Annotated in this window: 23 protein-coding genes; 8 read left to right on the top strand and 15 right to left on the bottom strand. The window is 41.6% G+C overall.

Going from position 1 to position 25,231, the window contains the following annotated elements; all coding sequences use genetic code 11:
- The first annotated feature begins 212 nt into the window (after positions 1-212).
- Positions 213-1,904 (top strand): sensor histidine kinase, encoded by a 1,692-nt coding sequence (locus tag NST38_RS15610; protein WP_341344014.1) that lies wholly within the window; start codon positions 213-215, stop codon positions 1,902-1,904.
- Positions 1,904-3,253 carry a response regulator gene (locus NST38_RS15605; protein WP_076253112.1) on the top strand — a complete coding sequence of 450 codons (1,350 nt, stop codon included), beginning with the start codon at positions 1,904-1,906 and terminating at the stop codon, positions 3,251-3,253. Before NST38_RS15610 ends, NST38_RS15605 begins: the two co-directional genes overlap by 1 nt.
- On the opposite strand, the gene NST38_RS15600 is transcribed toward NST38_RS15605, so the two are convergent.
- The 4 genes from NST38_RS15600 to NST38_RS15585 form a co-directional block, all read right to left on the bottom strand.
- Positions 3,247-4,113, bottom strand: coding sequence for an aldo/keto reductase (locus tag NST38_RS15600; RefSeq protein WP_076253111.1), 867 nt, complete (start codon positions 4,111-4,113; stop codon positions 3,247-3,249). The two genes, NST38_RS15605 and NST38_RS15600, sit on opposite strands and share 7 nt — an antisense overlap.
- Positions 4,110-4,502 (bottom strand): ArsR/SmtB family transcription factor, encoded by a 393-nt coding sequence (locus NST38_RS15595; protein WP_047843023.1) that lies wholly within the window; start codon positions 4,500-4,502, stop codon positions 4,110-4,112. The genes NST38_RS15600 and NST38_RS15595 overlap by 4 nt, the downstream gene beginning before the upstream one ends.
- A gap of 202 nt (positions 4,503-4,704) precedes the next feature.
- Positions 4,705-5,535 carry an SDR family oxidoreductase gene (locus NST38_RS15590; RefSeq protein WP_076253110.1) on the bottom strand — a complete coding sequence of 277 codons (831 nt, stop codon included), beginning with the start codon at positions 5,533-5,535 and terminating at the stop codon, positions 4,705-4,707.
- 45 nt (positions 5,536-5,580) lie between these two features.
- Positions 5,581-6,333, bottom strand: coding sequence for an SDR family oxidoreductase (locus NST38_RS15585; RefSeq protein WP_076253109.1), 753 nt, complete (start codon positions 6,331-6,333; stop codon positions 5,581-5,583).
- A 116-nt stretch (positions 6,334-6,449) separates the two neighbouring features.
- Here NST38_RS15585 and NST38_RS15580 point away from each other — a divergent pair, with 116 nt between their 5' ends.
- Both NST38_RS15580 and NST38_RS15575 read left to right on the top strand, forming a co-directional pair.
- Positions 6,450-6,893 carry a MarR family winged helix-turn-helix transcriptional regulator gene (locus tag NST38_RS15580; RefSeq protein WP_076253214.1) on the top strand — a complete coding sequence of 148 codons (444 nt, stop codon included), beginning with the start codon at positions 6,450-6,452 and terminating at the stop codon, positions 6,891-6,893.
- 232 nt (positions 6,894-7,125) lie between these two features.
- A complete protein-coding gene (locus NST38_RS15575; RefSeq protein WP_076253108.1) occupies positions 7,126-8,091 on the top strand; it encodes a LacI family DNA-binding transcriptional regulator in 966 nt (321 codons plus the stop codon).
- Positions 8,092-8,241: 150 nt separating this feature from the next.
- On the opposite strand, the gene NST38_RS15570 is transcribed toward NST38_RS15575, so the two are convergent.
- The gene (locus tag NST38_RS15570; RefSeq protein WP_076253107.1) at positions 8,242-9,564 is read right to left on the bottom strand and encodes a 6-phospho-beta-glucosidase; all 1,323 of its coding nucleotides are present in this window, start codon (positions 9,562-9,564) and stop codon (positions 8,242-8,244) included.
- A 272-nt stretch (positions 9,565-9,836) separates the two neighbouring features.
- On the opposite strand from NST38_RS15570, the gene licT reads away from it, so the two are divergent.
- On the top strand, positions 9,837-10,679 hold the full coding sequence (gene licT, locus NST38_RS15565) for a BglG family transcription antiterminator LicT (protein ID WP_076253106.1): 843 nt from the start codon (positions 9,837-9,839) through the stop codon (positions 10,677-10,679).
- A 226-nt stretch (positions 10,680-10,905) separates the two neighbouring features.
- On the top strand, positions 10,906-12,789 hold the full coding sequence (locus NST38_RS15560; protein WP_076253105.1) for a beta-glucoside-specific PTS transporter subunit IIABC: 1,884 nt from the start codon (positions 10,906-10,908) through the stop codon (positions 12,787-12,789).
- Positions 12,790-13,175: 386 nt separating this feature from the next.
- Here the strand turns inward: NST38_RS15560 and NST38_RS15555 are convergent, their stop codons facing one another.
- The 3 genes from NST38_RS15555 to NST38_RS15545 all read right to left on the bottom strand — a co-directional run bounded on the left by NST38_RS15555 (position 13,176) and on the right by NST38_RS15545 (position 16,624).
- A complete protein-coding gene (locus tag NST38_RS15555; RefSeq protein ID WP_076253213.1) occupies positions 13,176-14,027 on the bottom strand; it encodes an arginase family protein in 852 nt (283 codons plus the stop codon).
- 170 nt (positions 14,028-14,197) lie between these two features.
- Entirely contained in the window at positions 14,198-15,085 is an 888-nt protein-coding gene (locus NST38_RS15550) for an arginase family protein (protein WP_036671243.1), read from the bottom strand.
- A gap of 432 nt (positions 15,086-15,517) precedes the next feature.
- Entirely contained in the window at positions 15,518-16,624 is a 1,107-nt protein-coding gene (locus tag NST38_RS15545; RefSeq protein ID WP_076253104.1) for an NADH:flavin oxidoreductase, read from the bottom strand.
- 129 nt (positions 16,625-16,753) lie between these two features.
- On the opposite strand from NST38_RS15545, the gene NST38_RS15540 reads away from it, so the two are divergent.
- A complete protein-coding gene (locus NST38_RS15540; protein WP_036615694.1) occupies positions 16,754-17,611 on the top strand; it encodes a LysR family transcriptional regulator in 858 nt (285 codons plus the stop codon).
- Positions 17,612-18,245: 634 nt separating this feature from the next.
- Here NST38_RS15540 and NST38_RS15535 read toward each other — a convergent pair.
- The 4 genes from NST38_RS15535 to NST38_RS15520 form a co-directional block, all read right to left on the bottom strand.
- Positions 18,246-18,617, bottom strand: coding sequence for a DUF7674 family protein (locus NST38_RS15535; RefSeq protein ID WP_076253103.1), 372 nt, complete (start codon positions 18,615-18,617; stop codon positions 18,246-18,248).
- A gap of 490 nt (positions 18,618-19,107) precedes the next feature.
- Positions 19,108-20,346, bottom strand: coding sequence for a DUF418 domain-containing protein (locus NST38_RS15530; protein ID WP_076253102.1), 1,239 nt, complete (start codon positions 20,344-20,346; stop codon positions 19,108-19,110).
- A gap of 170 nt (positions 20,347-20,516) precedes the next feature.
- A complete protein-coding gene (gene map / locus NST38_RS15525; protein WP_036671233.1) occupies positions 20,517-21,257 on the bottom strand; it encodes a type I methionyl aminopeptidase in 741 nt (246 codons plus the stop codon).
- 146 nt (positions 21,258-21,403) lie between these two features.
- Positions 21,404-22,345 carry a helix-turn-helix transcriptional regulator gene (locus tag NST38_RS15520; RefSeq protein WP_076253101.1) on the bottom strand — a complete coding sequence of 314 codons (942 nt, stop codon included), beginning with the start codon at positions 22,343-22,345 and terminating at the stop codon, positions 21,404-21,406.
- 206 nt (positions 22,346-22,551) lie between these two features.
- Here NST38_RS15520 and NST38_RS15515 point away from each other — a divergent pair, with 206 nt between their 5' ends.
- Positions 22,552-23,181: a GNAT family N-acetyltransferase gene (locus NST38_RS15515; protein ID WP_076253100.1), complete on the top strand. Its 630-nt coding sequence runs from the start codon at positions 22,552-22,554 to the stop codon at positions 23,179-23,181.
- Here the strand turns inward: NST38_RS15515 and NST38_RS31650 are convergent.
- The 3 genes from NST38_RS31650 to NST38_RS15505 form a co-directional block, all read right to left on the bottom strand.
- Entirely contained in the window at positions 23,064-23,351 is a 288-nt protein-coding gene (locus NST38_RS31650; RefSeq protein ID WP_143781282.1) for a thioredoxin family protein, read from the bottom strand. The two genes, NST38_RS15515 and NST38_RS31650, sit on opposite strands and share 118 nt — an antisense overlap.
- 179 nt (positions 23,352-23,530) lie before the next feature.
- Complete coding sequence (locus tag NST38_RS15510; protein ID WP_076253099.1) at positions 23,531-24,061, bottom strand: VOC family protein; 531 nt, start codon at positions 24,059-24,061, stop codon at positions 23,531-23,533.
- 85 nt (positions 24,062-24,146) lie between these two features.
- Positions 24,147-25,109 (bottom strand): helix-turn-helix transcriptional regulator, encoded by a 963-nt coding sequence (locus NST38_RS15505; protein ID WP_076253098.1) that lies wholly within the window; start codon positions 25,107-25,109, stop codon positions 24,147-24,149.
- Positions 25,110-25,231 lie beyond the last annotated feature (122 nt).

Here is a 25,231-nt window from a genome sequence, read left to right as displayed (position 1 = left end):
GATAAGCTTAACAAAAGCGCTTTCACTCCAAAATGCCAAAATTTCAAGATCATCACCCCACCCTGAAGCACTTTAAAACCGCTTTCATTTATCACTCTTGCTGCTCTTCCGCTTTTCGAAGGTTTGGCTTATATTAAAGTTAATCCGATCTGGATTTTAAACTTCTGCGTTTGGCGATATGAAAGGAAACACATATGATCAGAAAAATGTATATGAAGCGATTCATCTATTTCTTTGTTTTTTTTCTGCTGCTGACGTTAAGTTTGTTTTTCGTGATGAACCGATTAAGCTCCAAGACACTTGAAGAAAATCTGATTGGCGCTTCCAAAAACCAGCTTGATTATGTGAAAGGCATTCTGGACGGGATTATATACGAGGCTAACATGTACGGAGTTCAATATGCAGCTGACAGTGATGTCCGATTTTATCAGAGGCATGTTATCGAACTGAGCAATTACGATTCCCAAATGAAGAAAAACGATATTGTTGATCGCTTGCGGCAAACGCTCCTATCCAGTCGATCGATTGAATCGATCGGCATTTACTGGAAGTCTGAAGAAACGTTTCTGTCCACCAACAGTACGCCGGAGGCGAGACTTCCGTTCAAGGATGTTCATCAACGGGGATGGCAGATCGTCGGCAATAGCTTGTATTACTTTGCCCTCTACCCTTACATCCAAAAATCCGGACAAAATGAACCGACTCAGTACGTCGTTGGTGTAAAGCTGAATACCGATTATTTGAAAAATCTGCTGAAAAAGGCTGTGAACAACGACAGCTCAAACGCTTTTTTTTGGTTTAATTCCCATCAGTTATGGAGTGAGAAAGAAGTCGACAACGATCTATTGAAAGCGGTTACCGATATGCTTTCTCCACAGCCGGAGATCACGTTGAAATATGATTATCACACCAAGTCGGACGATTACTATGTTCTTTCCCGATATATTGAATCAATCGACGCCTACCTGATTACATATACACAGACGAATGATTTTCTGCAACCGATTGACCGCAACCGTAAAGTTTTTTTTGCCAGCATTTTAGCCGTGTTCACGCTTGGTCTGTTTGTGATCTTTACGTTTTACCGGAACTATTACCGTAATATTCGTTTGTTGGAGCGGAAGTTTTCACAGGTTGAACAAGGCAATCATAATACTCGTATTACCGAAAATACGGATAGAGAGTTTTACAGCCTGTTCAGAAGTTTTAATCATATGGTTACCGAGATCCAGGATCTGTTCGTATCCTTGAAGACTGAAACGGAACTAAGACGAAGTGCGGAACTTCAACAACTCCAGGCTCAGATCAATCCCCATTTTTTGTACAACAGTTTGTTTTTCATCATGTCGGTGGCTCAATTCTCACCTGATTCTGTCATGCGCATGAGCAAACATCTAGCTGAATATTATCGTTATTTAACCAAGTTGGACCGGCATGAAGTCACGCTGGAAAGCGAGCTTCAGTTTGCGGAACATTTCTTGATCATTATGGCTCTTAGCAAAAAAATGGAGTACAGTATTGATCTGCCGCCAGAACTGTCCTCCCTTCACCTCATGCCGCTGATAATCCAGCCAGTGGTTGAAAATGCGATTCAACATGGCATTGAAGGACAACAAGGTGCCCATCGGGTGACGATTGAAGTAAAACAGACGGAGACTGCGATAACGATCAAGGTCTCCGATGACGGTAAAGGTCTTTCGCTGGATGATATCCGTAGTCTGGAGGCTCGGCTTGAGAGTGATACCCCGCCTGAAGGAATTAAAGGCGTAGGGCTCTGGAATGTAAATCAACGTCTGAAAAATACGTACGGCGAACGTAGCGGGTTACATTTTACTACTAATGATTGGGGCGGCTTGTCCGTGCTGCTGCTCATCAGCATTCCCGTGGTGAAAGGAGATAACTAATGCGATTATTAATTGTGGATGACGGACATTATGTCGTTGAGTATATGAAGCACTTGCTCGATTGGAACACCTTTGGCATTGATCAGATCGAGACGATGACCAATTCGATTGAAGCCCGAGAGATGTTGACTCAAAACCACATCGATATTCTGATCACTGACATACGAATGCCTGAGGTTTCCGGTATTGATCTGCTTCAACATATCCACCAACATAACTTGCCAACCAAAGTGATCATCCTTTCTGGCTACTCCGAGTTCGAATATGCGCAACAAGGAATCCGTTTAGGTGCGCTGGACTACTTGCTCAAACCTGTCGACAAAGATGATGTGGAGAAAGCCATGTCCAAAGCCATCAACAATATTACAAAGACTAAGCCCGCTCAATCTGTTGCATGGGAGAACTTCGATGGATTGGAGTATCTGCTTTCCTTGCTTGTTCACAATGAGACATTAAGGAAGCAATATGATGCGTATACTGAATTTTTAGGTCATCGTCGTATGTGCTGCTTCAAGCTGGAGGGTTTCACACAGGAACATGAGGATGCTATAAAACATGCTGTCGGAGACAAATTGGATCGTCTCGTGTGGGCTGCGGGAACGGGACTGTTCGGTCTTGTTCCGGAAGAAGCTGCTGCAGAACTGACCATCAAACTGGAGCAATCGGTCGCGTCTCCTCCATTTTTGTTGACTGATCGAAATTTGACCCGACAGATGTTCTACAGGTTCTTTCTTAATGAGGACGTATACTCAGACGACTTCAATGGCATATTCAACCATTCTCCGTCATGCGGTGATTGGGAGTCCGCGGGAAATATCATTAAAAAATATGATCACTTCCATCTCCATAAACAAAAAATAATCTTTCTCATGGAGACCATTCTATATGTATATCTAACGGATAAGGATCGCGATCCCTCTGAAACCGTGGAGTGGATATTCAACCAGTTACGGTATCCTGATGAACTATCCTCAACTCTCATGGATCGGGTCAGTCGAATCAGAAACAACAAACAGATGTCCATTCAAACTATCGTTGACAAAGTACAAACGTATATCGAAGACCATCTGTCACATGGCCTTAGCCTGGATGAACTGGGGAAAGTTGCACATCTCCATCCTGTTTATTTTTCCAAACTATTCAAACAAGAAACGGGCGAAAATGTGTCAAACTACATTTCCAGGAAAAGGTTGGAGAAGGCTTCTCAATTGCTTCAAGATTCGGAACTCCGTGTAGCCGATATAGCGCAGATGGTTGGTTACCGAAAAAATCAATATTTTATCCAGTTGTTCAAAGTCGAATATGGAGTTACGCCCTACCAGTACCGCAGAAATATGATCCATCAATGAGAACGAATAAATAATTTCATCAAATTGATATAAATCGGGTTGACCATGTAGCCATTTGGACTTACGGAATATCTTTTACCCGTGTCCAACCGTCGTATTTGTTCCATTTCCTTCTCATTCAACTCAAAGTCGAATGTTTCTTTGTTCTCTTTTATCCGTTGAGGATTCGATGATTTGGGGATGACAATAATTCCGCGTTGCAGATGCCAGCGCAAAATGACTTGCGCAACCGATTTCTGATGGCAAAGGGCAATTGCCACCAGCTCCGGATGCTCCAGCAGCGCTTTGCTTCCCTGCCCCAACGGTCCCCAAGCCTCATGCAGAATCCGATGCCGAACCATATAATCATGCAATTCGTGTTGCGGAAATTCCGGATGGGTCTCGATCTGATTTACCAACGGCGAAATCCGGGAATGTTTCTTCAGATGCTCCAGATGCCGGATCTCGAAATTGGCTACACCTATAACTTTGATTTTACCTGCGTCGTATAACTCTTCCATCGCCTTCCAGGCGTTCACGTATTGAGGACCGGCAAAATGAATCAAATACATATCGAGATATGTTACGTTCAGCTTCTGGCAAGTCTGCTCGAACGCCTTTTTCGTCGCACGGTACCCCAGGTCTGTCGTCCATACCTTGGAGGTAATGAAGAACTCCTCCCTGGGAATGCCGCTGTTTTGGATGACCCGACCTAGCGCCGCTTCATTACCGTAAATTTTGGCCGTATCGAAATGGCGATAACCCATTCGAATAGCCTCCTCGACAGTCCTTTCGAAGGTCCCCCCGTCTTTGATCTTATATAGGCCGAACCCGAGTTGAGGAATGTCCACTCCGTTTGCCGCTGCGACTGTCTGATTCATTCGCAACTCCCCCTCCCCGTTTTTTCTAATTGTTGTTCCGATGCTTGTTCTTCACATTGCGTTAGCAACTTTTCTATCTCGTTCACCAGGTTTTTCAACAATTTCAACTTGCTACCGGAGTCAAGGCTGTAATAGTTGAGAGTTCCTTCTTTACGAACACTTATTATCTGTGATTCTTTCAATATTTTCAGATGATGTGATACGGTCGGTCGGGAAAGATGAGTTTTCATCCTGATCTCTCCTACGCGCATGCCGGGTTTTTGCGGCCCTTGAATCAAGGCTATGAGGATGGCTTGCCGGGTTTCGTCACCGATCGCATTCAACACCTTCTGATTGTTCTTAAATTCGATAGCAATCGTGGTCGCAAGTTCCTGATCCAGGTAAATCATCCCCTTCCATTTAGAATGTGTAATACTTTTGTAGATACAGCCTATCACAATCTCGGATTCGGCTGTACATCGGGAAAGAAATTCAAGAACCTATTTTTTCCACGTCTTAAGAATACATTAGCAAAAGAAGAAGCCACCCCTGACGAATGGAGTGTCTTCTATTAATGGTTGTTATTTTTTTAAAAAGGCGTGAAAATTCCAATCAGTTGTTGAAGTAATGAGACTGTTTAAGGTCGGGAATCAGTGCAGGTTGCACTGGCCGCCATCCCATAAGTTCCTGAGTTGCAATGCTTGATCTCGGGATATCGAGCGATGCGAGTGTGCTGAGAAAGCCAAAATGGGCATCTGCCTCTTCGCGTGAAATGCTGACTACAGGTACGTTCAGCTGCTCACCAATAGCACTCGCGATGTCGCAAAATGGTACTCCTTCATCTGCGACCCCATCTAGTCGTGAACCAGCGGGTGCCTTTTCTAACGCCAGACAATATAGATGCGCGGCATCAAGGCGATGCACAGCCGGCCAGCGGTTGTTCCCCTCTCCCACATAGGCTGAGAAGCCCTTAATCTTGGCAATATTGATCAGGCTCGGCACAAATCCTGTGTCACCCTCACCGTGTACCGATGGACAAAGCTCTACAATCGATGTACGCACTCCACGCCCTGCCAGCGCTAACACCATGTTCTCCGTTGCCACTCCATTCACATGTGTGGTGATTACGAACGGCTTGCCAGATCCTTCAAGTGCCGCCCCCATCGCTTCTACGGCATGCAGATCTGTTGTGAGTGCTCCAGCGAAGTTCGAGAAGTCGTGATGGAATGCCAGATGAATGACGCCATCCGCAGCAGCTGCACCACTACGGAGGCTGTCAAGATCGTTGATGTCACCGCGGTGTACTTCGGCCCCGGACTCTTTTAGTTTCGCTGCACTACTGTCTGAACGCACGAGACCGATGACCTGATGCCCCCTTTCAATAAGTTCGCTGGTGACAGCGGAACCGATGTAGCCTGTTGCTCCTGTTACGAAAACGCGCATCATGAAATCCTCCTTAAGTTACTCACCCTCATTGTATAACTATGATCACCAAGCAATGGGTCCATCCTCATCTGAGAATGTTCCTGTTGGGCCATCCGCTCCAATCATCGCCAGCCGGACCGCTTCACTAGCCCCTTGTTCAACACTACGAGTACCAGCAAAATTATTAAGCGCAGTGGATGTGAAGCCTGGACATGCCGCATTGACCTTGATGTTTGTTGATTCAAGCGCAAATGCAAAGGCAAGTGTCACCGCATGAACAGCTGATTTTGATGCCGAATAGGCACCAAACATCGCACGATGCGAGTTTTCGGGAATAGAGTTCCAGCTAAGGGAGCCGCCGGTACTGCCTATGTTGACGATACGTGCTGCCGGGGCCTCCCGCAAAAGTGGCAACATCGCCTGCGTAACAGCAATAACTCCAAAAACATTAGTCTCATAAACTGTACGAATATCTTCAAGCGAAGCAACGGTCAAAAGACCACTCGTTGCACCACCATTTGGAAATGGTTCACCCGATCTGCCTGCGTGCGAGATCCCCGCATTGTTCACGAGTACATCGAGACGACCAAATTCGTTCCGAATACGTTCTGCAGCAGCAGCGATGGAGTTTTCATCTGTAACGTCGAGCTGGAGAGCGTGTGAATCTGAACCGATGCTTTTTGAGGCAGTTTCTCCATTCTCGAGGCTGCGAGATCCAACGAGCACGGTGAATCCTTGTTTCGTGAGATCCTTCGCAATTTGAAGGCCGATACCTTTATTAGCCCCGGTGACCAGAGCGACAGGTTTATCTTGCATAGTTATAATCTCCTTTTTTTGTGATTGGTGGGTCCATATGAACTAAGTTGACACGTCAACCTTGGATCAAATTTAGCACATTGAAGTTGACGCGTCAACCATGTTATTATGCTCCTATGGATAAAAATGAACTTAACGAAGAAGAAATGCGAATATGGCATATGTGGAAAGGTTCCTTTCAGACCATCTTCGGTCGTATCGTCAAAGATATGGCCGATCACTCAGGATTGTCAGAGGGTGATTTTGGAGTATTGGACCGATTAGTCCTTTTTGGGGATGGTAGCCTTCGCCAACAGGAATTAGCCGACTCTATGGACTGGGATAAAAGTCGATTATCTCATCATCTGAAGCGTATGGAAAAACGTGGACTCGTGATGAAGAAACCATTAGACAACGATCGTGGAGTACAAGTCAGTATCACTTCTTCTGGAAAATCAATGTTAGATGATGCCCGTCCCTACCTCTCCAAGGCAATACGCAAACATTTTTTTGAACAATTAACCGAACAAGATATCGAGTTGATTACTAAACTGGCGGAAAGGACAAACTCAAGCTCTTAGCGTCTTATCTAGCTGCCCTCTCGACCACGTTTGTTAAAGGTGAGCTTCTAACAAACGTGGTTTTGGTTTGTCAACCAACGTAGAAGGTATATGAAAAATACGTGTCACTTTGTGAGGATTAAGTTTTTGTTTTCAACATCTAACATGCCATTATCTGGTCACAAATCGAGATGATGGCCTCTACCTTGTAAACAATTAAAATCGTGCTATCCTTAATGATGAGGTGGATCAGATGGCAAATATTCAAGAGATTGCACGTCTTGCAGGCGTTTCTACAGCAACCGTTTCAAGGGTAATTAATCGACATCCTTATGTAAGCGATTTAACAAGAGAAAAAGTCTTGAACATCATTGAGCAATTGGATTATGTCCCTAATTCGAATGCAAAGTCCTTAAAAAATGGAGCGACAAAAGTCATCGGTGTTATGGGTGTTACTTACAATCCCCTTTTGATGTCACTTGTCCGTTCATTCCACATGATATCCCAAAAATACGGATTCAACATTATGCTTTTTATGACAGACGGAGATCGTGATAAGGAGCTTGTAGCGCTTGAAATGTTACGCAGTAAACAGGTGGACGCCCTTCTTTGTCTGGTACGGACGATTGAGTGGGATATCATCGAATCCTATACGAAATATGGGCCAATTGTAACATGGCAGCGTCTTACCAGCGACACCATACCGTCCGTATTTATGGACCAATATCAAGGTTATACGCTGGGTCTCGAATATCTGTATGCCAGAGGTTATCGTAAAATTTTGAACGTGTATTCGTCCAAAGGACAGAATACCTTGGAGCGAATAAGAGCTTATGAGGATTTTGTACAGAAGCATGGGTTGAAGAACACTGGCTTTCCGCAATTTCATAATAAAGTCACCATTCATGATGGTGAGGAAATAGCGCGATGGTGGATAGAACAAACGGACAAGCCGGATGCCATTTCCTGTTCGACTGATGAGGTAGCAGCAGGTATTTTAACGGAGATTCAACGCTCGGGGTTTTCGGTTCCGGATGATGTGGGAATCATGGGATTTGATAATACAGACAGCGCTCACCTGCTGGATCTGACAACGATCCATTACCCCGTGGATAAACAAGCAGAGAATGCCTTTAATATTATTATGAGTATGCTGGAAAATTCGGCATCCAATCTTCATCCTCTTCAGTTTAGACTGATTGAACGAAAATCTACATAAAACAACATCCATCCTTTTAAAAGAAGAAAAGAGCCCATTTGAGATCATGAGTTCTTTTCTCTTCCATCCCGTTAAACTTCATGAACGAACAACATTCAGGCCTGTCCCTATATGAGGGACAGGCCTGAATGACTTCAATCTCTAAATAAATTATTTGTGAAATTGCGGAAGATGTTCTTTATGCGCTTCCAACATTTCATCTAAAACTACCTTAGCAATGTCACCGCTGGTAACGAGCGGATTAAGTGTGAATGCTTGTAGAGCGGTTGCATAATCTCCTGTGACCGCTGCTTCGATCGTCAGTTCCTCCATTGCCTTCATCACCTGCAATAGCCCTTTTTGTGCGGACGGGAATGCGCCAAAGTGAACAGGCTCTGCACCATGGGCTGTAATGATACTTGTAACTTCGATGGCACTGTTATATGGTAGATCGCTAATTGCTCCGCGGTTCTGTGTGTTGACTACCATATGCGTTCCCTTGTTGTTATATACGGAATTAATAACTTCACAAGCTGCGTCGCTGTAATAAGCACCTCCGCGTTTTTCCAATTCCTTAGGCTTGTAATTCAGGTTAGGATCTTTATAAAGTTCAAACAAACTTTCCTCCAGGCGTTTCACAACCTGCCCGCGAGTTCCTTCGCCATTGACCGCTTCTACTTCCTCTTCAAGCATGCTGTCGGTCATGTAATAGTACCGGTGATAAGGACAAGGCAGCATACCCAGTTGGAGAATTTGCTCATACAAGAAACGCATACTTTTTATATTTTCGACCATTTTTTCTGGCTCGGCATCAGGACCGTAGAGCTTTTCGATGGCCTGTTTAGTTAGCTCTTTACCATCTCGGTCATAAATTTTGTGCCAGTGAAGGTGATTAATACCGGCAAATTTGAAGAACAGTTCCTCTTCATTTTTTTCCAGAACAGCAGCTTCATTCTTGGAGGAAATAATCGGAACATTGCACAAACCAATGACCTTCTCCCATTTACCATATTGGAGCACAGCTTCCGTTACCATTCCCGCAGGGTTCGTGAAATTGATTAACCAAGCATCTGGGCAAAGTTCCTTCATGTCCTCAACAATTCCAAGAACGACCGGAATGGTACGGAATGCTTTGAACATCCCACCTGCTCCGTTGGTTTCCTGACCAATCATCCCATGGCTAATCGGAATCGTTTCGTCCTTAATACGAGCTTCCAAAAGGCCGACCCGGAATTGGGTGGTGACAAAATCGGCATCGGCCAACGCTTCTCTTCGATTAAGCGTCAAGTGAATATCACAGTCGATTCCCGCCGCTTTTACCATCCGTTTAGCCATGGCTCCTACAATTTCAAGTTTCTCTCTTCCTGCTTCAATATCTACAAGCCACAATTCACGTATTGGAAGTTCATGATGCCGTTTGATAAAACCTTCGATCAATTCTGGGGTGTAACTCGATCCGCCGCCAATCGTCACAATTTTTAATCCCTTTTTCATTTTGAAGTCCTCCTTGTTCTATTGTGTTCTCAATTTGGACTCTATCTTGTGTAATGCATTACATGTCAAGAACTTTTTTAGTGGAATTAAATGGGATTAATTTGTAACTTGAAACCGCTTTATCACTTGTGCTATAGTTACCTCAAATAAGGATTGTGACCGTTGATTCGGGCAATACCTAAGAAAGTTTGAATGCCGTTAACCAATTGGCGGCGTTTGAACTATCTTAGGTTTTTTTTATGCATATTGCAGAAAACAAGGAGCCGATGCACATGATTATTGAAAAAGTATTAAACAATAACCTTCTGCTGACCCGCAATACAAAGGGGAAGGAAGTCATCGTTATGGGTAAAGGCATCTCCTTCCAAAAAAGTGCAGGTGATGTGGTCGATGAACACAAGATCGATAAAATCTTCCATTTAGCCGAGCATGCATTTGCTGTAAAAATGGCTGAACTGATACATGAATTACCCGCCGTTCATTTCGAAGTTGTGAACGAGATCGTAAAACACGCCAACCATGTACTTGGTACTGAACTCAGCGACAATATTTATCTGTCGTTAACCGACCATATTAGTTTTGCCATCCAACGTAAGAACAAAGGTATGGAGATTAAAAATGCCATGCTGTTCGAAATTAAACGTTTCTATAAAACGGAATTCAGTATCGGATTGGATGCTCTGCAGTTAATCAGCGACATGATTGGGGTTTCGCTCGGGGAAGATGAGGCTGGTTTTATCGCCTTACATGTCGTCAATGCCCGACTTGACGGCACTGAAATGAAATTGACGATAAAGATGACTGAAATTGTCAACGAGATTTTGAAAATCGTCACGTACCATTACGGCACTGTTCTTGATGAATCGAGCTTAAATTATTCACGTTTTTTAACACACCTTCAATGTTTCGCCATGCGCTTATTGCGCCACGAGATTCATGAAAGCGGCGAAGATTTTTTATATCAGCAGGTGAAAAAGACTTATGTCAGAGCCTTTTCTTGCACTTGCAAGATCAACGAGTACTTAGAAAAAACGTATGTACAGTCCTTAAACAAAGATGAATTCGTTTACTTAACCATTCATATCCAGCGGCTTACTGAACGAAGCACTTTATAGCCCTATTTCTTTCAAGCTAAAACTTCATATACAACACATTAGGATAAAGGATTGTGACTGGTAAAGCAGGCAAAACCTGGACTGATGGCAAAATGATTTTTCTTTTTATTTTGCCACGAGTTCAGGTTTTGCTGCTTTTGGAAGTGAAACGATAGAAGCCGGCACATCAGGAACGAACAGCTCACAACCTGAGATCAATTACCCATCATGAAGGAGGCAATATGCTATGAGTAATAAAGACAAAGAACTGTCCATACGTGTTATTGAACTTGTTGGCGGTGAATCTAATGTGAATGATGTATATCACTGTGCAACCAGGCTTAGATTCACCCTGAAAGATCATACAAAAGCGAATGAACAGGCGTTGAAAAATACAGCCGGAGTCATCACCGTTGTGAAAAGCGGCGGTCAATTTCAAGTCGTCATCGGCAATAACGTGTCCAAAGTTTATGAAGGAATCATGGAGCACACCAACCTTCAAGATGGCGGCAGCAAAACGGATACTAAAGAGAATGCAGAAAAAACAGGAATATTCGGAAAAACCGTAGATCTTATTTCCAGTGTTTTTTCCCCGTTGCTCAGTGCGCTAGCTGGAGCTGGATTGCTCAAAGGTCTGGTTGTTTTGTCTGTGGCGCTCGGCTGGCTAGATGACACCTCAGGAACTTATCTAATTTTAAACGCGGCATCAAGCAGTGTATTCACCTTTTTGCCCATATTTTTGGCAGTTACTGCCGCAAGGAAATTCAAAGCTAATATGAACGTATCCTTGGCTATTGCAGGAGCCCTGGTCTTTCCGACCATTTCCGCTGCGTTTAATAGCGGTCAAACTTATGATTTCTTAGGCATCCCCATTGTGCTTGTCATGTACACTTCCACCGTGTTTCCAATCCTTCTGGCGGTGTGGGTTCAATCTCATATAGAAAAATGGTTCAACTCGATTATTCACCAGTCTATCCGCAATATTCTTGTGCCGATGCTATCGCTTCTAATTGTCGTCCCGCTTACCATTCTTGCTTTTGGACCGATCGGCAACAGTGTTAGTCAGGGGTTAGCTAGCGGTTTTACCTCACTCATGCAATTCAGCCCAATGTTGGCAGGAGCAGTCACTGGTGGTTTCTGGCAGGTCATTGTTATCTTTGGACTTCACTGGGCTTTTCTTCCAATTACACTTAATAATCTGGCGACAATAGGCTATGACTTAATGCGGCCGATGTTGACCGCAGCCGTGCTGGCTCAAGCCGGTGCTTTGCTCGCCGTTATGCTGAAAACCCGCAATTCACAGCTTAAAACCCTTTCCGGATCTGCTACGATTACTGCAATTTTCGGAATTACGGAACCAGGCATTTACGGGGTTACTTTACGATTGAAAAAACCGTTCATTTACGCATGTATTTCCGCAGCGATCGGGGGCGCAATTATCGGAGTCGGGGGTGGTCGGGCAGTCGCTTACTCACTTCCCAGCCTGCTCGCTTTTCCTACTTACGTAACAACGGGGTTCGCCTCGGTTGTGATCGGTGTTTCCGTATCTTTTGTCCTGGCTTTTCTACTCACGTTGCTGCTTGGATTCAAAGATCTTGAGGCTACTGTTGAGGAGCCGCAGACTGAAACTTCTGGACAGGAAAAACAAGCGATTGAACAAAACGAATCGCGGTTGAACAAGGAAATCATTGTGAGTCCGCTGAAAGGCAGTGTTCAGCTACTTGAAGATTTGCCTGATCCCGCCTTCTCTTCAGGTGCCATGGGACAAGGGCTTGTCATTGAACCCACTGATGGAATTTTGGTATCGCCAATCAATGGTGTCGTAACCACCGTATTCCCTACCAGTCATGCGCTCGGTCTGACCACGGACAGTGGCATGGAGCTTCTGATCCATATTGGAGTGAATACGGTAAAGCTAAAAGGACAATTTTTTGAGAAAAAAGTTAAAGAGGGCGATCGGGTTTCTTGCGGGCAACTGCTTGTAGAGTTTGACGCGGAGCAAATCCGGACAGCGGGTTACATCACTGCCACCTCAGTCATCGTTACCAACTCTGCCAACTACTTGGACGTGTTAAAAACTACCGAGCAGGAAGTGAAGCAAGGCGATTATCTAATGTCGGCGGTAGTCTAACGATTGGAGATGGATTACCTGTTGGTAATCGAACTATTTTCGGGTTATATAACTGTCTACTAATTCACTTATTCCGTATGATCCAAAGAAGCCACTCCGGCAAAGGAGTGGTTTTTCTCTGGATAGCACTTTCCGTTTATTTATCAGCTACAATTGTAAATTCCCATGGAAGTTTTCGGTTTGCCAATCACGATGTCGGATGAAACTCTTGGACCAGTAGGCATCTCTGACTCCACGCTTAACTAGATAATACCAAACGCCTTGTTTCATGAAGACGAAGCAGTTTTGTTGTGATTTTTACATTTCTAATCTATATGAGCGATTAGCTAAAATTACTCAAGTATATATAATCATCAGTACATCTACCAATTTTCAAAAACTCTCTTTTAGTTTTTGAAAATTGGCATATCCTTAAGTAAATTTTTTAAGTTTATAGCATCCCATGGAAGATGTTCTGTGATACCTAGTCCAACAACCGTAGTTAACAAGCTAACTTCTTGTATTAAAGGTATCAGCTCTGTAAGTTGCATCGTACCCATACGAGTATGAATTTTGTCAGACAGCGGCTTAGCAAATGACAATGACCTGAAAATCTTCGGATCAAGTACATCCAAATCCAAATGAATTACTACGTATTTGATTTGATTTTCTGAAATCCAGTCCAATATTGGTTTATTATTATCCTTTAATTCGGCGCTAGTTGCTGAACTAATAGATAACCTAGAAATAAGTTCCGATTCATGTTCAGTTGTTTGAACAAGTCCCGCTAACATAACGTTCTTCGGTAAGAAAGGCTTTTTAACCTTTTGAGAAAATTCTGGCGCTCCCTCACCTAACAGATTTCCTAATATATGAGCATGCCCGTTGGGCGTCACCTCTGGGGTTGCCACGTCAGGATGTGCATCGATCCATAATAGTCCAACTTCACTATTATAACGCTCATTTAAATAGGCGAATGGCGCTTGTTCAACCAAACAATCCCCGCCAAACATAACAATTCGATCGGGTTTATAAGCTTCAATTAAATGAGTTGCTGCATCCAGTTGATTCAACAATTGGTTCTTACCTACGATTCCTCCTAAAATACCTTCCTCTGTGTGGAGAGTCATATCTTCACTATAGGATACAGGTACTTTAACTGTCGTATGATTATTGTTTTCTGGAGCTAACCATGCTAGGAGCTCAGCTCCAAGAATATAACTTGGTTTGTTTCCTCCCTGCCACTGGGGCATTAGCATGCGTAACGTTTTAACAGTTTTATTATCAGTCACTTGTTTGTTCTCCTATCTAATACAGATGTAGTTCTTATGAATGCTACTAAGGAGACTAACTATATGAAGAAAGTGCTTCTGTTCCTTAATATCGATGGTCCCTTTCATTAAGCGCATACTTTTGAAGCATTAGTATCTTAATCGTTAAGGATAGGCATTTTCTGAAGTAGTTGTTTTAAGTTTATTGCATCCCATGGAAGATGTTCGGTTATCCCGAGACCAACTACATCAGTGACATCACTAACTTCATTGATCAATTTTGCTACCTCAAAAAGTTGCATTTTGCCCATAGGAAAATCAATCTCTAAGTCTGATAACGGATTTGCAAAGAGCAATGATCTGAAAATTTTCGGGTCAAGAACGTCCAGATCCAAATGAATCACCAAATATTTAATCCTATTCGTTTCGATCCAATCCAGCACAGTTTTGCTACTTTCTTTTAATTGAGAACTGGACGCTGATTTAATTGATAATCTTGAAATTAGTTCCGATTCTTGGCCAGTCGGTTGATCTATTCCCGCGATCATTACGTTCTCTGGACGAAAAGGCTTATCTACTTTAGCAGCGAATTCAGGAGCTCCCTCACCTAATAGATTACCCAATACATAAGTATGACCATTGTAGTATTCTTTTGGTGTTGTTATATCAGGATGCGCATCAATCCAAAGTAATCCCAACTCACCACTGTAACGTTCGTTTAAATAAGCGAATGGGGCTTGCTCCACTAAACAGTCTCCTCCAAACATGACAATTCGGTCTGGTTGATATGCTTTGATTAAATGATTTGCCGCATCAAGTTGATTTAATAATTGCTCTTTTCCCACAATATCACCTATAATACCTTCCTCTTTTTCCAAGGGGGTATCATCGCTCATTGAAACAGGTACTTTAACGGTTATATGCTTGTTATTCTCTGGAGCTAGCCATTCAAGAAGCTCAGCTCCAAAGGAGTAATTAGGATTATCTCCCCCTTGCCATTGAGGCATTAACATACGCAACGTTGTCGAATTTTCTTTGCTTTTCATGATCTTTTCTCCTTTACATCGAGGTACAATTTAGTATACATGAGTCACATATTATGAATAGTACGCACTTTTATGATAGGTACTTTCCAAAAAGATAGTGTGTAACTTATAGATGAATTCCACAGGCGGTATCAAAGGTTCAGGCATCTTTCGTTGTTATCTGAATAAGAACGTTAAAATCACTTTGAAATGGATATTTCCCAATATTAATTAGTATATAATTGCAACCCACTAATTGAATGTCTGTTTTCTACCTTAATTGCCACAGGTCATCCGTTTAAAACGACCTATGGCAATACTATTATTGCTCAATAAGTTCTGAAAGCCATTTATTTGGTGTCGAGAATGCATACCACTGATTGAGAGCTCTACACAGATAGTATGACATCCTCAGTTTGAAATAATTGAGTAAAATACTTTTGTCTGTTCCCATTAAAGGATTTCAAAATTCTTGATCGTTGCATCTGGTCGCAGTATCTTATCCTCTCTCATCTCAGCTAGTAGCTTACCTTCTTTAACTTTAGTAACCCAATCGTGGTTAGCTAGAGCCCCCTTTCCTAGTGTCACGAGATCAGCCTTATCATCAGTGATGATTTCAGATGCTTTTAATGGATCTTCAAGTTGGCCGTTGGCAATGACAATTTTACCTGAAAATCTTTTAGCTAGTTGTACCAATGAAGGCCCATTCTCTTCGAAAGCAGGCTTCCATGCCTTATATTCAGTCACATGAATGTAATCAAGCCCGGTTTGCCCTAATCCACCGAAAATGACTTTAGCATCTGCTTCACCTCCACCCCATTTATGGATATAGTCATTGACTTTGGCTTGAGAAATTCGAATACCTACTGTAAAATTCGGTCCAACGGCTTTACGGACTGCAGATGAAACTTCAATTAAAAGCCGTACCCGATTTTCGGTCGAACCGCCATACTCATCTGATCGTTCATTAGTGTAGTCGGTCAAGAATTGATCAAGCAAGTAACCATTGGCTCCATGAATTTCAACACCATCAAACCCTACTGCTTTTGCCCGGATTGCTGATTCCACAAATCCCTGAATCACTTGTTCGATATCTTGCTTTGTTGCAGCTATCGGAGTAGGAAATTTATCAACTCCACCATAGAACGCCAAAGGATCTCCTTTAGGTTGCACTTTTGAAGGAGCTAGGTTATGGGAACTGAAGCGATTTCCTTGAGAAAGTGCTCCTGCATGCTCAAGCTGAACTATAATTGCAGCATCCGCTTCATGTACAGTATCCACGACTTTTTTCCAAGCAATAGCTTGTTCTTCATTTATCAAGCCAGGTTGGTTAAAGTAACATTGACTGTATAATTGATCTGTGTATGTTCCTTCTGTAATGACAAATCCAAAACCTCCACGAGCAAAAGACGCATAATATTCAGCCATCTGCTCCGTGGCAAGACCTTCCGGAGTAGCACTCGTACGAGTCATTGGAGCTACTCCTACACGATTTTTTAGAAAGTTATAACCAACGTTGACAGGTTCAAACAATTTATTTTTTTGTACCAATTTAACCATCCACCTTTAACAATTATGTTTATATATCTTTCAGAATATGAACATTATAAAATGAATGAAATGAACAGTAAAATTGATGTTATTGAATCTTTAGTTCATTAAAAATGAACTCACTTTAGGAGGGTATCTATGGAACTCCGCCATTTGATTACATTAAAAACTATTGTTGAAAAAGGAGGATTTAAGAAAGCAGCTGAACATCTCGGTTATGCTCAATCTTCTGTCACAACACATATTAAAGAATTGGAGGAAGAGTTCGGTAAGCCTATTTTTGATCGCTTAGGTAAACAAGTTGTGCTCACACAATACGGACATCAATTTCTGCCGTATGCTCATAAAATTATTGAGTTGTATACACAAGCACTTACTTCAAATGATGAGCCCTCGGGAAATTTGACACTAGGTATTTCGGAATCCTTAATGATCTGTCGCATCCCTTCTTTATTGGTTGAGTATGGTGAGAAATATCCGCAAGTTAACCTTTCGCTCAAATCACTTGACTACCAAGATGTCTCTCAAGCTGTTCAAAATGGTGAGATTGACCTTCTTGTTGCCTTAGAAAAAGAGGGATGGGGGGCTCCCGAACTACACTGCGAACGTTTGGTGAGAGAAAAAATGGTCCTTATTAGTCCCCCTCATGAGAAAAACCATGCAAAAGGAACTGTGTTATATACGGAACGTAGCTGCAGTTACAAATCTGTATTCAAGGATTACATCAATTATAAAAAAGTCGATGTTATGAACAGTATAGAGTTCCAAAGTATCGAAGCGATTAAGCAATGTGTGAAAAACGGACTAGGCATTTCGATGGTTCCTTACTTTTCTGTCAAAGAAGAATTAAAATCCAAAAAATTTCAAGGCGAAGAAGTTGGGTCTGACCGCCCTACAATATCCACATATTTGGCATATCACAAAGATAAGTGGATTTCACCTGCAATGAAACAGATGATTAATCTAATTCAAAAACACGCAGCTAATTGGGAATAGCTCACTTTTGAATAAAAAGAAAGTCAGCTATTAAATATAATAGCTGGCTTATTATTATGTGCATAATAGAAACTCCTTACTCAAAAAATCTTGGGATATCTACTAAAAATAAGTGTTTCATCTTTCACATTTTTGTTAAATATCAACGACGATAGAACATTTATTAGCGCTGGGGCTCAAATCCTCAGGTAAATGTATCAACTTATCTAATAGGAACAAATATACGAATCATAAAATCATCCAAGGCATATTCAAGAAAGTGGTCAACAACGCTTCAATCTAATCCGAAATGACACAATGTTCTTGTCCCTCGACATCAACTCATAGTATATGGTATCGACCGAACCATTAAAGGTTACGATGACATCAGGTCTCGCATCCATAATCTTTTCCAGATTCGCTTAGTCACTACCCAAGTCAATAATCTGGGCAGGACAGGCGTAAGGCTGTAATGTAGCAAACTCCTTCAAAGCAAAAATTATCTAATCGATCATTGAAATAAGTTCTTTCCCCTCAATCTTTTAGATAGGCAATTACATGAATAAACAAAAAAAGCCGCTGCTTTAGCGACTTTGAATGATATTATAAAACCAACGATTTAAACTCTTGAATACCTAATCTCCAGCAGAGTATCCTATGAAAAATATTTCCCTGAGTGCAGATCTTCTATTTCTTGAGAAAGTCTTTTAGTATGCGGTTTCATATAACATTGAGCTTTTTTCAAAATATCGGTATGCCCACCTAGATCATACAAAATTGTAATAGATAACACTTGTACAATATAAAGGCTCGTTTGAGTCGCCATCCATTCAAAAAAATTGAAAAACTTCTCAATTTGTTCTGTATCATCATTTTCACGAAGCAATCCTTCAACATAAGTAGCCACTTCATCACCAAAAAACACATGTCCTAGAAACTCTTGATATAAATCCAAATGTTCTATATAACAATCGTGGAATTCAGGAAAAAGTTCTAAGAATTGATTGATTAAAATACCTTTGTCCATTCTCCAAGCTCCCTACTTCCTACCTACATATACTCACTGTTCTTTTCGTTTAAAAAACATCTTGCCTACCATAAGTCCCATAGCCGATGAACAGATCAGATATCCAAAGAACAAGAAAAGTAAATAAACACCATGAAGATCTGCAGGAATCTGTTTCAAACCTTCAAACCAAGCAAAACGAAAAGGATAAAAGATGACTACCCAAATGATCAGCAAGAAAAGAAGAAAATTAATTATTTTTAGCACAATAATGATCCTTTCAAGCTTGAGTGGAAACAGTTGAATGTATATGCTTCATCTTTCATTTCGCATTACCTTACCACTGCCCGCACTATATTAGTTAGCTTATGTATTAGGGTTGATATGTTGAATCTATAAATAATTACTAATTATAACAGGAAACATTAGGAAGATGATCGTTACGGCAAAAAGAAGCCCTTTCTTTTGGTGGAACGAGCTTCTTTTTGCGTTTCACGATAACACTTTATGCTTACTGGACACCAGGCGCGTTTTCATTCGTAGTTAAATTTGATCTTTTCTTCTTTCTTGGCTGCCCTTTCCAGGACAGATATGTCCAAATCCGTAGCAAGTACTCGACAGGACCATTGCTAAATTTCTTAAGATATAGCGGACTGAGCCACAATTGAATAACGTAGACAGCAAGCGCAATAATTGCTCCGATAAACACGCCAGCACTTCCAAACAGTCCCAGGCCATATCCATAGAAAATTGTTGTACAGATTACGCTCTGCATCAGATAATTCGTCAACGAGAGACGGCCGACCGCCTCGAACCTGCCCATCAGGCTGAAACGGCGGTTTCCAGCATACAACAGCGCGAATGCGTATATGTATCCGACTGCAAGCATCGCTCCTCCAAGCGTCCCCCCGATTCCGATTCCGAGCCAACCTTCCGCACCCAATTGTGGTGCCAATACACCGTATGCTTTGAGTATCAAACCTACCGGAATCAATAATGATGCCCGGCGAAGATACATAGCTCGCATCGTTTGGGGATCGCTAAACGTGCCTATTCTGGCAGCGTGCATGCCGAGCAGGAACATCGGCACCGTCATGAGTGGTGCTAACATCAGGGCTATCAGGGCAAATGACAGCTCCAAATCCCCGCCGAATGGATCGCCGTTATTACTGAAATTCCTGATTTCCGCGTATGTGCCGTTGCCGTATACATCCTGACTTTGAATGATGTAGTTCTCCATATGAATGGACTCAATCGCCAGCGGGTTCATCGGATTAGATGCCGGGAGACCAAGTATGCCCGCTCCCACGAGTAGCAGTACCGCCCATATGAGCAGCGTTCTGGGTTTCCGATTAAGGAACATGAGCAAGAAGAAACCGAGTATACCATAAAATGTAAGGATATCCCCTTCCCACAGATAGATGATGTGCAGTAATCCGATTCCAAACAGTAGTAGAAAACGGCGTGCCAGATGACACTTTGGTCGTAAATCTCGTGATTTTAGGCTTTCCGAGAGCTTAACCATTCCAAAGCCAAACATAAATGCAAAAATCGGCATAAAACTTCCCACCACAGTGATCAGCAGGAATGAGAGGAAAGCCTGATCTGCCCCGCCAATCCCGAACAGTTGGGGTTTGCTCTGGCCATACATTCCATATTGGAAAGCCAGCATATTCGCCAGCACAATGCCGACCAAACTGAATCCACGCAGTCCATCAATGACTTGAACGCGCTTTTTTGATGTGCTCAATCAATCACCTCTGTCTATAACATAAAGATCAGATCTAAATATACGTTAAATCCTTCCATAATTTCAACATAAATTAATAAGCGAACGTTTATATTTTGATTTACTTTGACGTACCAATAAAACAAAAACAAAAAAAGTCGCTAAATTTAGCGACTTTCAGTTTGAACACCTTAAAGAGTGACAATAATCGGACCATTTTTAGTAAGAATAATGGTATGTTCTATTTGAGCTACATAGCTGTTTTTAGTAACAAAGGTCCAGCCATCTCCAGTTTGGACTACTTCTTCTTCTGAAGTTGAAATAAATGGCTCGAATGCGATAACCATACCTTCTTTTAACAATTCATCATCCGATGGATCATTATAATTATAGATGTGGTCAGGTGCTTCGTGTATTCCACGTCCAACACCATGTCCTGTAAGGTTTTTGATAACCGTTAATTCATGCTGTCTAGCAGTTTGGAATACGGCTTTCCCGATTCCGCTTTTTTTGGAGCCTGGTTTTGCCTTTTTAAGACCTGCTTCAAATGCCAGTTTAACAACGTCGCATATTTTCGTTAACACTTCTTCACCTTCGCCTACGACAAACGAGAGTCCCGTATCTGCAAAATAACTGTTCTTGGAGCCCGACACATCAATATTGACGAGGTCCCCTTCTTGAATAACCCGATCTCCCGGAATACCATGTGCCACTTCTTCATTAACACTAATACAAGTAAATCCCGGGAAATTATATTCACTTTTTGGAGCAGAAACTGCGCCAGCTTTCTCAAAAAGCTCTCCTGCCAAATCATCAAGTTCTTTAGTCGTTATGCCTGGGATGGTTCTTTGAACCAATTCATCTCGAATAGAAGCTACAATTTTGCCAATTTCCTTCAAGCCATTAAAATCTTCTTCTGTTCTTGCGATCATTTTTTCTTACCTCACTATCTTTTATCATTAATTGATTACATAAGTGTTATCTTTGATTGCACATTAGATAATCATATCCAAAGCAGCAAAGCTTCGCAACTTTTTTATCAACATTATGAGTGTGGTTATTCTCTTGTACCTTCGTATTATTGAAGTTCAATTCTCCATCCCTTCATATATTCTGCGCCATAAGTGAGCGTATAGTTTTGAAGTAGTCCTTGTATGGTGGTTATCTGTTCTAGAATAGCGTTACTACTAGTCCTGACGATAAATACAGGCAAGATATCGTTTTCCCTGAATTGGTTGAGCAGCCATGTCAAAACTTGAAAATCGTCACGGTTTGCATTATCCAACGTTTCTTCAAATCGAAAAATGTTGTTGGGGCTTACGTTATTTTCCTGAAGGATCTTCTTAAGATACGCATGTGAATCACCTTTTACTAATTCAGATAGCTTGATCAAATATGGAGAAGTTGAATTTTGTTCATCATGTCCAAATATATCGATGTGAATCCATTTATTTAGTTCGCTGTTTACCGTCTCAGGAATTTCAAATAATCTACGATGTCTTGCAAAAACTAATGCTGGATCGATGATTTCCCTACAGTGATCTTTCATCTCCTGTTTCTTTTTATGTTGTTCACGAAATGCTTTCGGTCCTTCCGGGAAAATCTTATTAAATCGTTGATAAAAATATCTAGGTGAAGAAAAACCACTCTCAATTGATATTTCTACCAGACTTCGATCTGTCGTCAATAATTGTTTGATTGCGTGCTCAATGCGCAAGTAATGAAGCAAGTTTTGCAGCGTATCTCCTATTAATAACTTGAATTGTGATGATAAATAATCCAAATTCAAATATTCCTCTGTGTGCTTGGCGATATCATTCAAAGATGCCTTGTTAATAAAACCCCTATTATTGAATAAGTAATCATATATTCTTCCTATTCGTTGTAGCTTGGTTGGGTTCCCTTCGAACATTCTTTTCGCATCAAAATTCATAATAAGCAGGTCCAATAACTGTTCGACTGTATTCTTTAACGTTAAAAATGGCATCTCACTCTTAGTTCCAATTGGAGTTATTAACATGCATATGGCCTCAATGATTCCTTCTGCTCGTTCTAAACCTAGATATGCTCCAGGGCTAAATTCATGCGTAAACCAGACATAGGATAAATCAGGGTAATATTCCTTTGCAAATGCAGCATCGATATTTATTTGGAGGACGACATTGTTTTCATCGGTCTGCCATAGACGGTGAACTTGATTGATAATGAAGGATTGGGGCGATATGAATGAACCAAATTCAAATCACACAACAGCTTAATGCACAACAACAAGAACAAGTTGCTCCTTTATTTTACGAAGCTTTTCCATTGAAAGTAACACATCTTTGGTTTTATGCAAAAACGAAAAAACAAGCAGTAGAACTATTAGCTCAGTCTATTCAATTTGAACAGGGCATTTACGCATTAAGAAATGAAGAAGTAGTTGGATTTCTCGGTTACAATTTAGGAAAAAAAGCGTTCACACCTGCCAATTATGCAGCTTTTCGGAACGTGTACTCCCCAGTGGTAGCGACTTGGCGATTTTTATTTTATGCGTTTTATTTGAAATTTCATTTGTATCACGAACATGTATTGCATATTGACCCTATTGCCGTATCTGAAGAAGCACGTGGTCATGGCATAGGTAAATTGCTATTAATTAAGTTGGAGCAAGTCGCAAGAAATAAGCAAATTACTATAATCAATCTAGAGGTCGTCGATACGAATCCTTCAGCACAAAAATTATATGAGCGGTTCGGTTATATGCTTAAAAAAGAACTGAAATCGGGCCCGTTTACTGCCAAGGCAGGCTTCAAAAAAGTGATATTTATGCAAAAATGCTTATCGAGCACCCATTCATCAATCAAATCAGAATAAAGGAGGCCAAGCGGATCTTGTGTCCACGTTAATAACAGCAACCGTTTCTTTAAACGCTCTGATGACAACATACCGATTTCTTGCTCAACAGGCTTACCATCTTTGAATAAAATGGTTGCAGGAATGCTCATAATCTGAAAACGTGACGGGATTTCCACATTGTCATCCAAGTTAACTTTAACATCTTCCGTGTTTTCCTTAGCTTAAACATGTTCCCTCCTTTCATTAGTGTGATGGAAACATGGGAATGGATTATAAGAAGCTTAATGAGGATACTTCGACCGATACAGACGAATAGGATTACGGACAGTAGAAAACGAGCGCATCCATGTTTAGGATGCGCTCCGAACTAGCTGTTCATGGAAAAATCGCTTTTGGCCCACTCAGCGACTCTTCGACTACTTTCTTCTTCCGATAGATCTTCAATCCGAGTCAGAATAGACCACCGTACGCCAAAAGGGTCTAGTATACTTCCGAATCGATCACCAGACGCAAAGTTAATAATTTCTTCTCTTACTTTCGCCCCTCTGGATACGGCGGTTGCAATGGTTTCATCCACATTAATGACATAAATCCCTAAAGAATAACATGCATGATCTTGATCTGGGGGCAAAGCCAATTGATATGCCGAGTTTGCAGCCCCCAGCTGTAAAAAACCATTTCCAAAATCTAATTCGGCATGAACAATAATCTTATTACGATTTCCATCTGGATGCTCAGTGATATCTTTCACCCTTGCATTGAAAACAACTTTGTAGAACTCTATTGCTTCAGAAGGGTCTTTCACTGTTATAAATGGGGTAATCGATGTAACGCCGTTAGGTGTACCCTTCTTTGTATATTTTCCTGAAACTGCCTTGTGTTTTGTCTGTTCACTCATATGTCTACTCCGCCTTCCTTCTCAGTAATCCGAGATTGTCATCATTATAAAACAACTTCACTGACATCTACTGTCAGTGAAGCTGTTAAAGTTGATAGTATTCTATTAACTCGGATACAACAGCAACAAGTCTGTCCTTCACACGCAGTGGTTCGATGACTTGAATGGACTTCCCATAGGATAGGAGAAAATAGGGGACGTATGTATCAATTGATTTTTCATCAAATAAAAAGATGGCTTGATTAGAAGTCCGCTCTTTCAGATAATGTCCCATAAACCAATGCAGCCCCAAGTCATCCAATGCCTCTGATCGGCCTTCGATAACCAAGGAGATTAACCCCTCTTTGCCCCCTACATCAGGTAATAAATTTTGCAGAAAAAATTCACGGGCTGAAAAGGCTTCCGAACGATTAAAGCGGAGCGGAGTATGCTTGATTCGCAGAATACGATCTGCTCGAAAACTGCGGAATTCATTCCTCAAGTGGCAAAACGCAATGGTATACCATTTATTATTCCAGTAAACCATTCCATACGGGTCTATTACTCTATTCTTGGGTTGTTCATCGCGGCTTCTGCGATAATCAATTTCGACAGAGCAATCATTAGCCACGGCTTGCTCCAATTCCGCCAAGATCGGCTGAACGGATGGATCTCCCATGCGATTGATAACGTTAAACCCGGCTAAATGACGGCGAAGTGTGTTTTCCTGATCCTGATTTGTATACATTTTCAATTTGGATGTTGCATTGTCCAATGCCTCACTCAAAGGATATCCAGCTTCTTTTGCAAACACAGCAGCTTGGAGAAGTGCCTTTTTTTCATCGATATCAAATAACAGAGGTGCTTTGATATGCTGATTCAGCAAGCTATACCCGCCGTTGTGACCTGTATCGGAAATGATCGGTACTCCACTGGCACATAATGCATCAATATATCGATATACGGTTCTTATATTGATTTCTAACTTTTCGGACATCTGTTTTGCAGTTACTTTGGTGCCTGAATTCAGCATCCATAGAATGGCTAACATATTATCGTTCTTTGGCATAACCTGCATCCTCATCTTCAGTTCATTATTGGATATCTCTACATTATATCAGTACAACTTATTTTACATAAAACAACTGCGTTGGGCGATACTACCTAGAAATATATTCTCCGGTTTGGAGC

It is taken from the genome of Paenibacillus sp. FSL H8-0104 (assembly GCF_038050215.1).
Classification (GTDB): Bacteria; Bacillota; Bacilli; order Paenibacillales; family Paenibacillaceae; genus Paenibacillus; species Paenibacillus amylolyticus.
The sequence above is the reverse complement of the archived record's forward strand: the minus strand, read 5'-3'. Positions and strand labels throughout refer to the sequence as shown.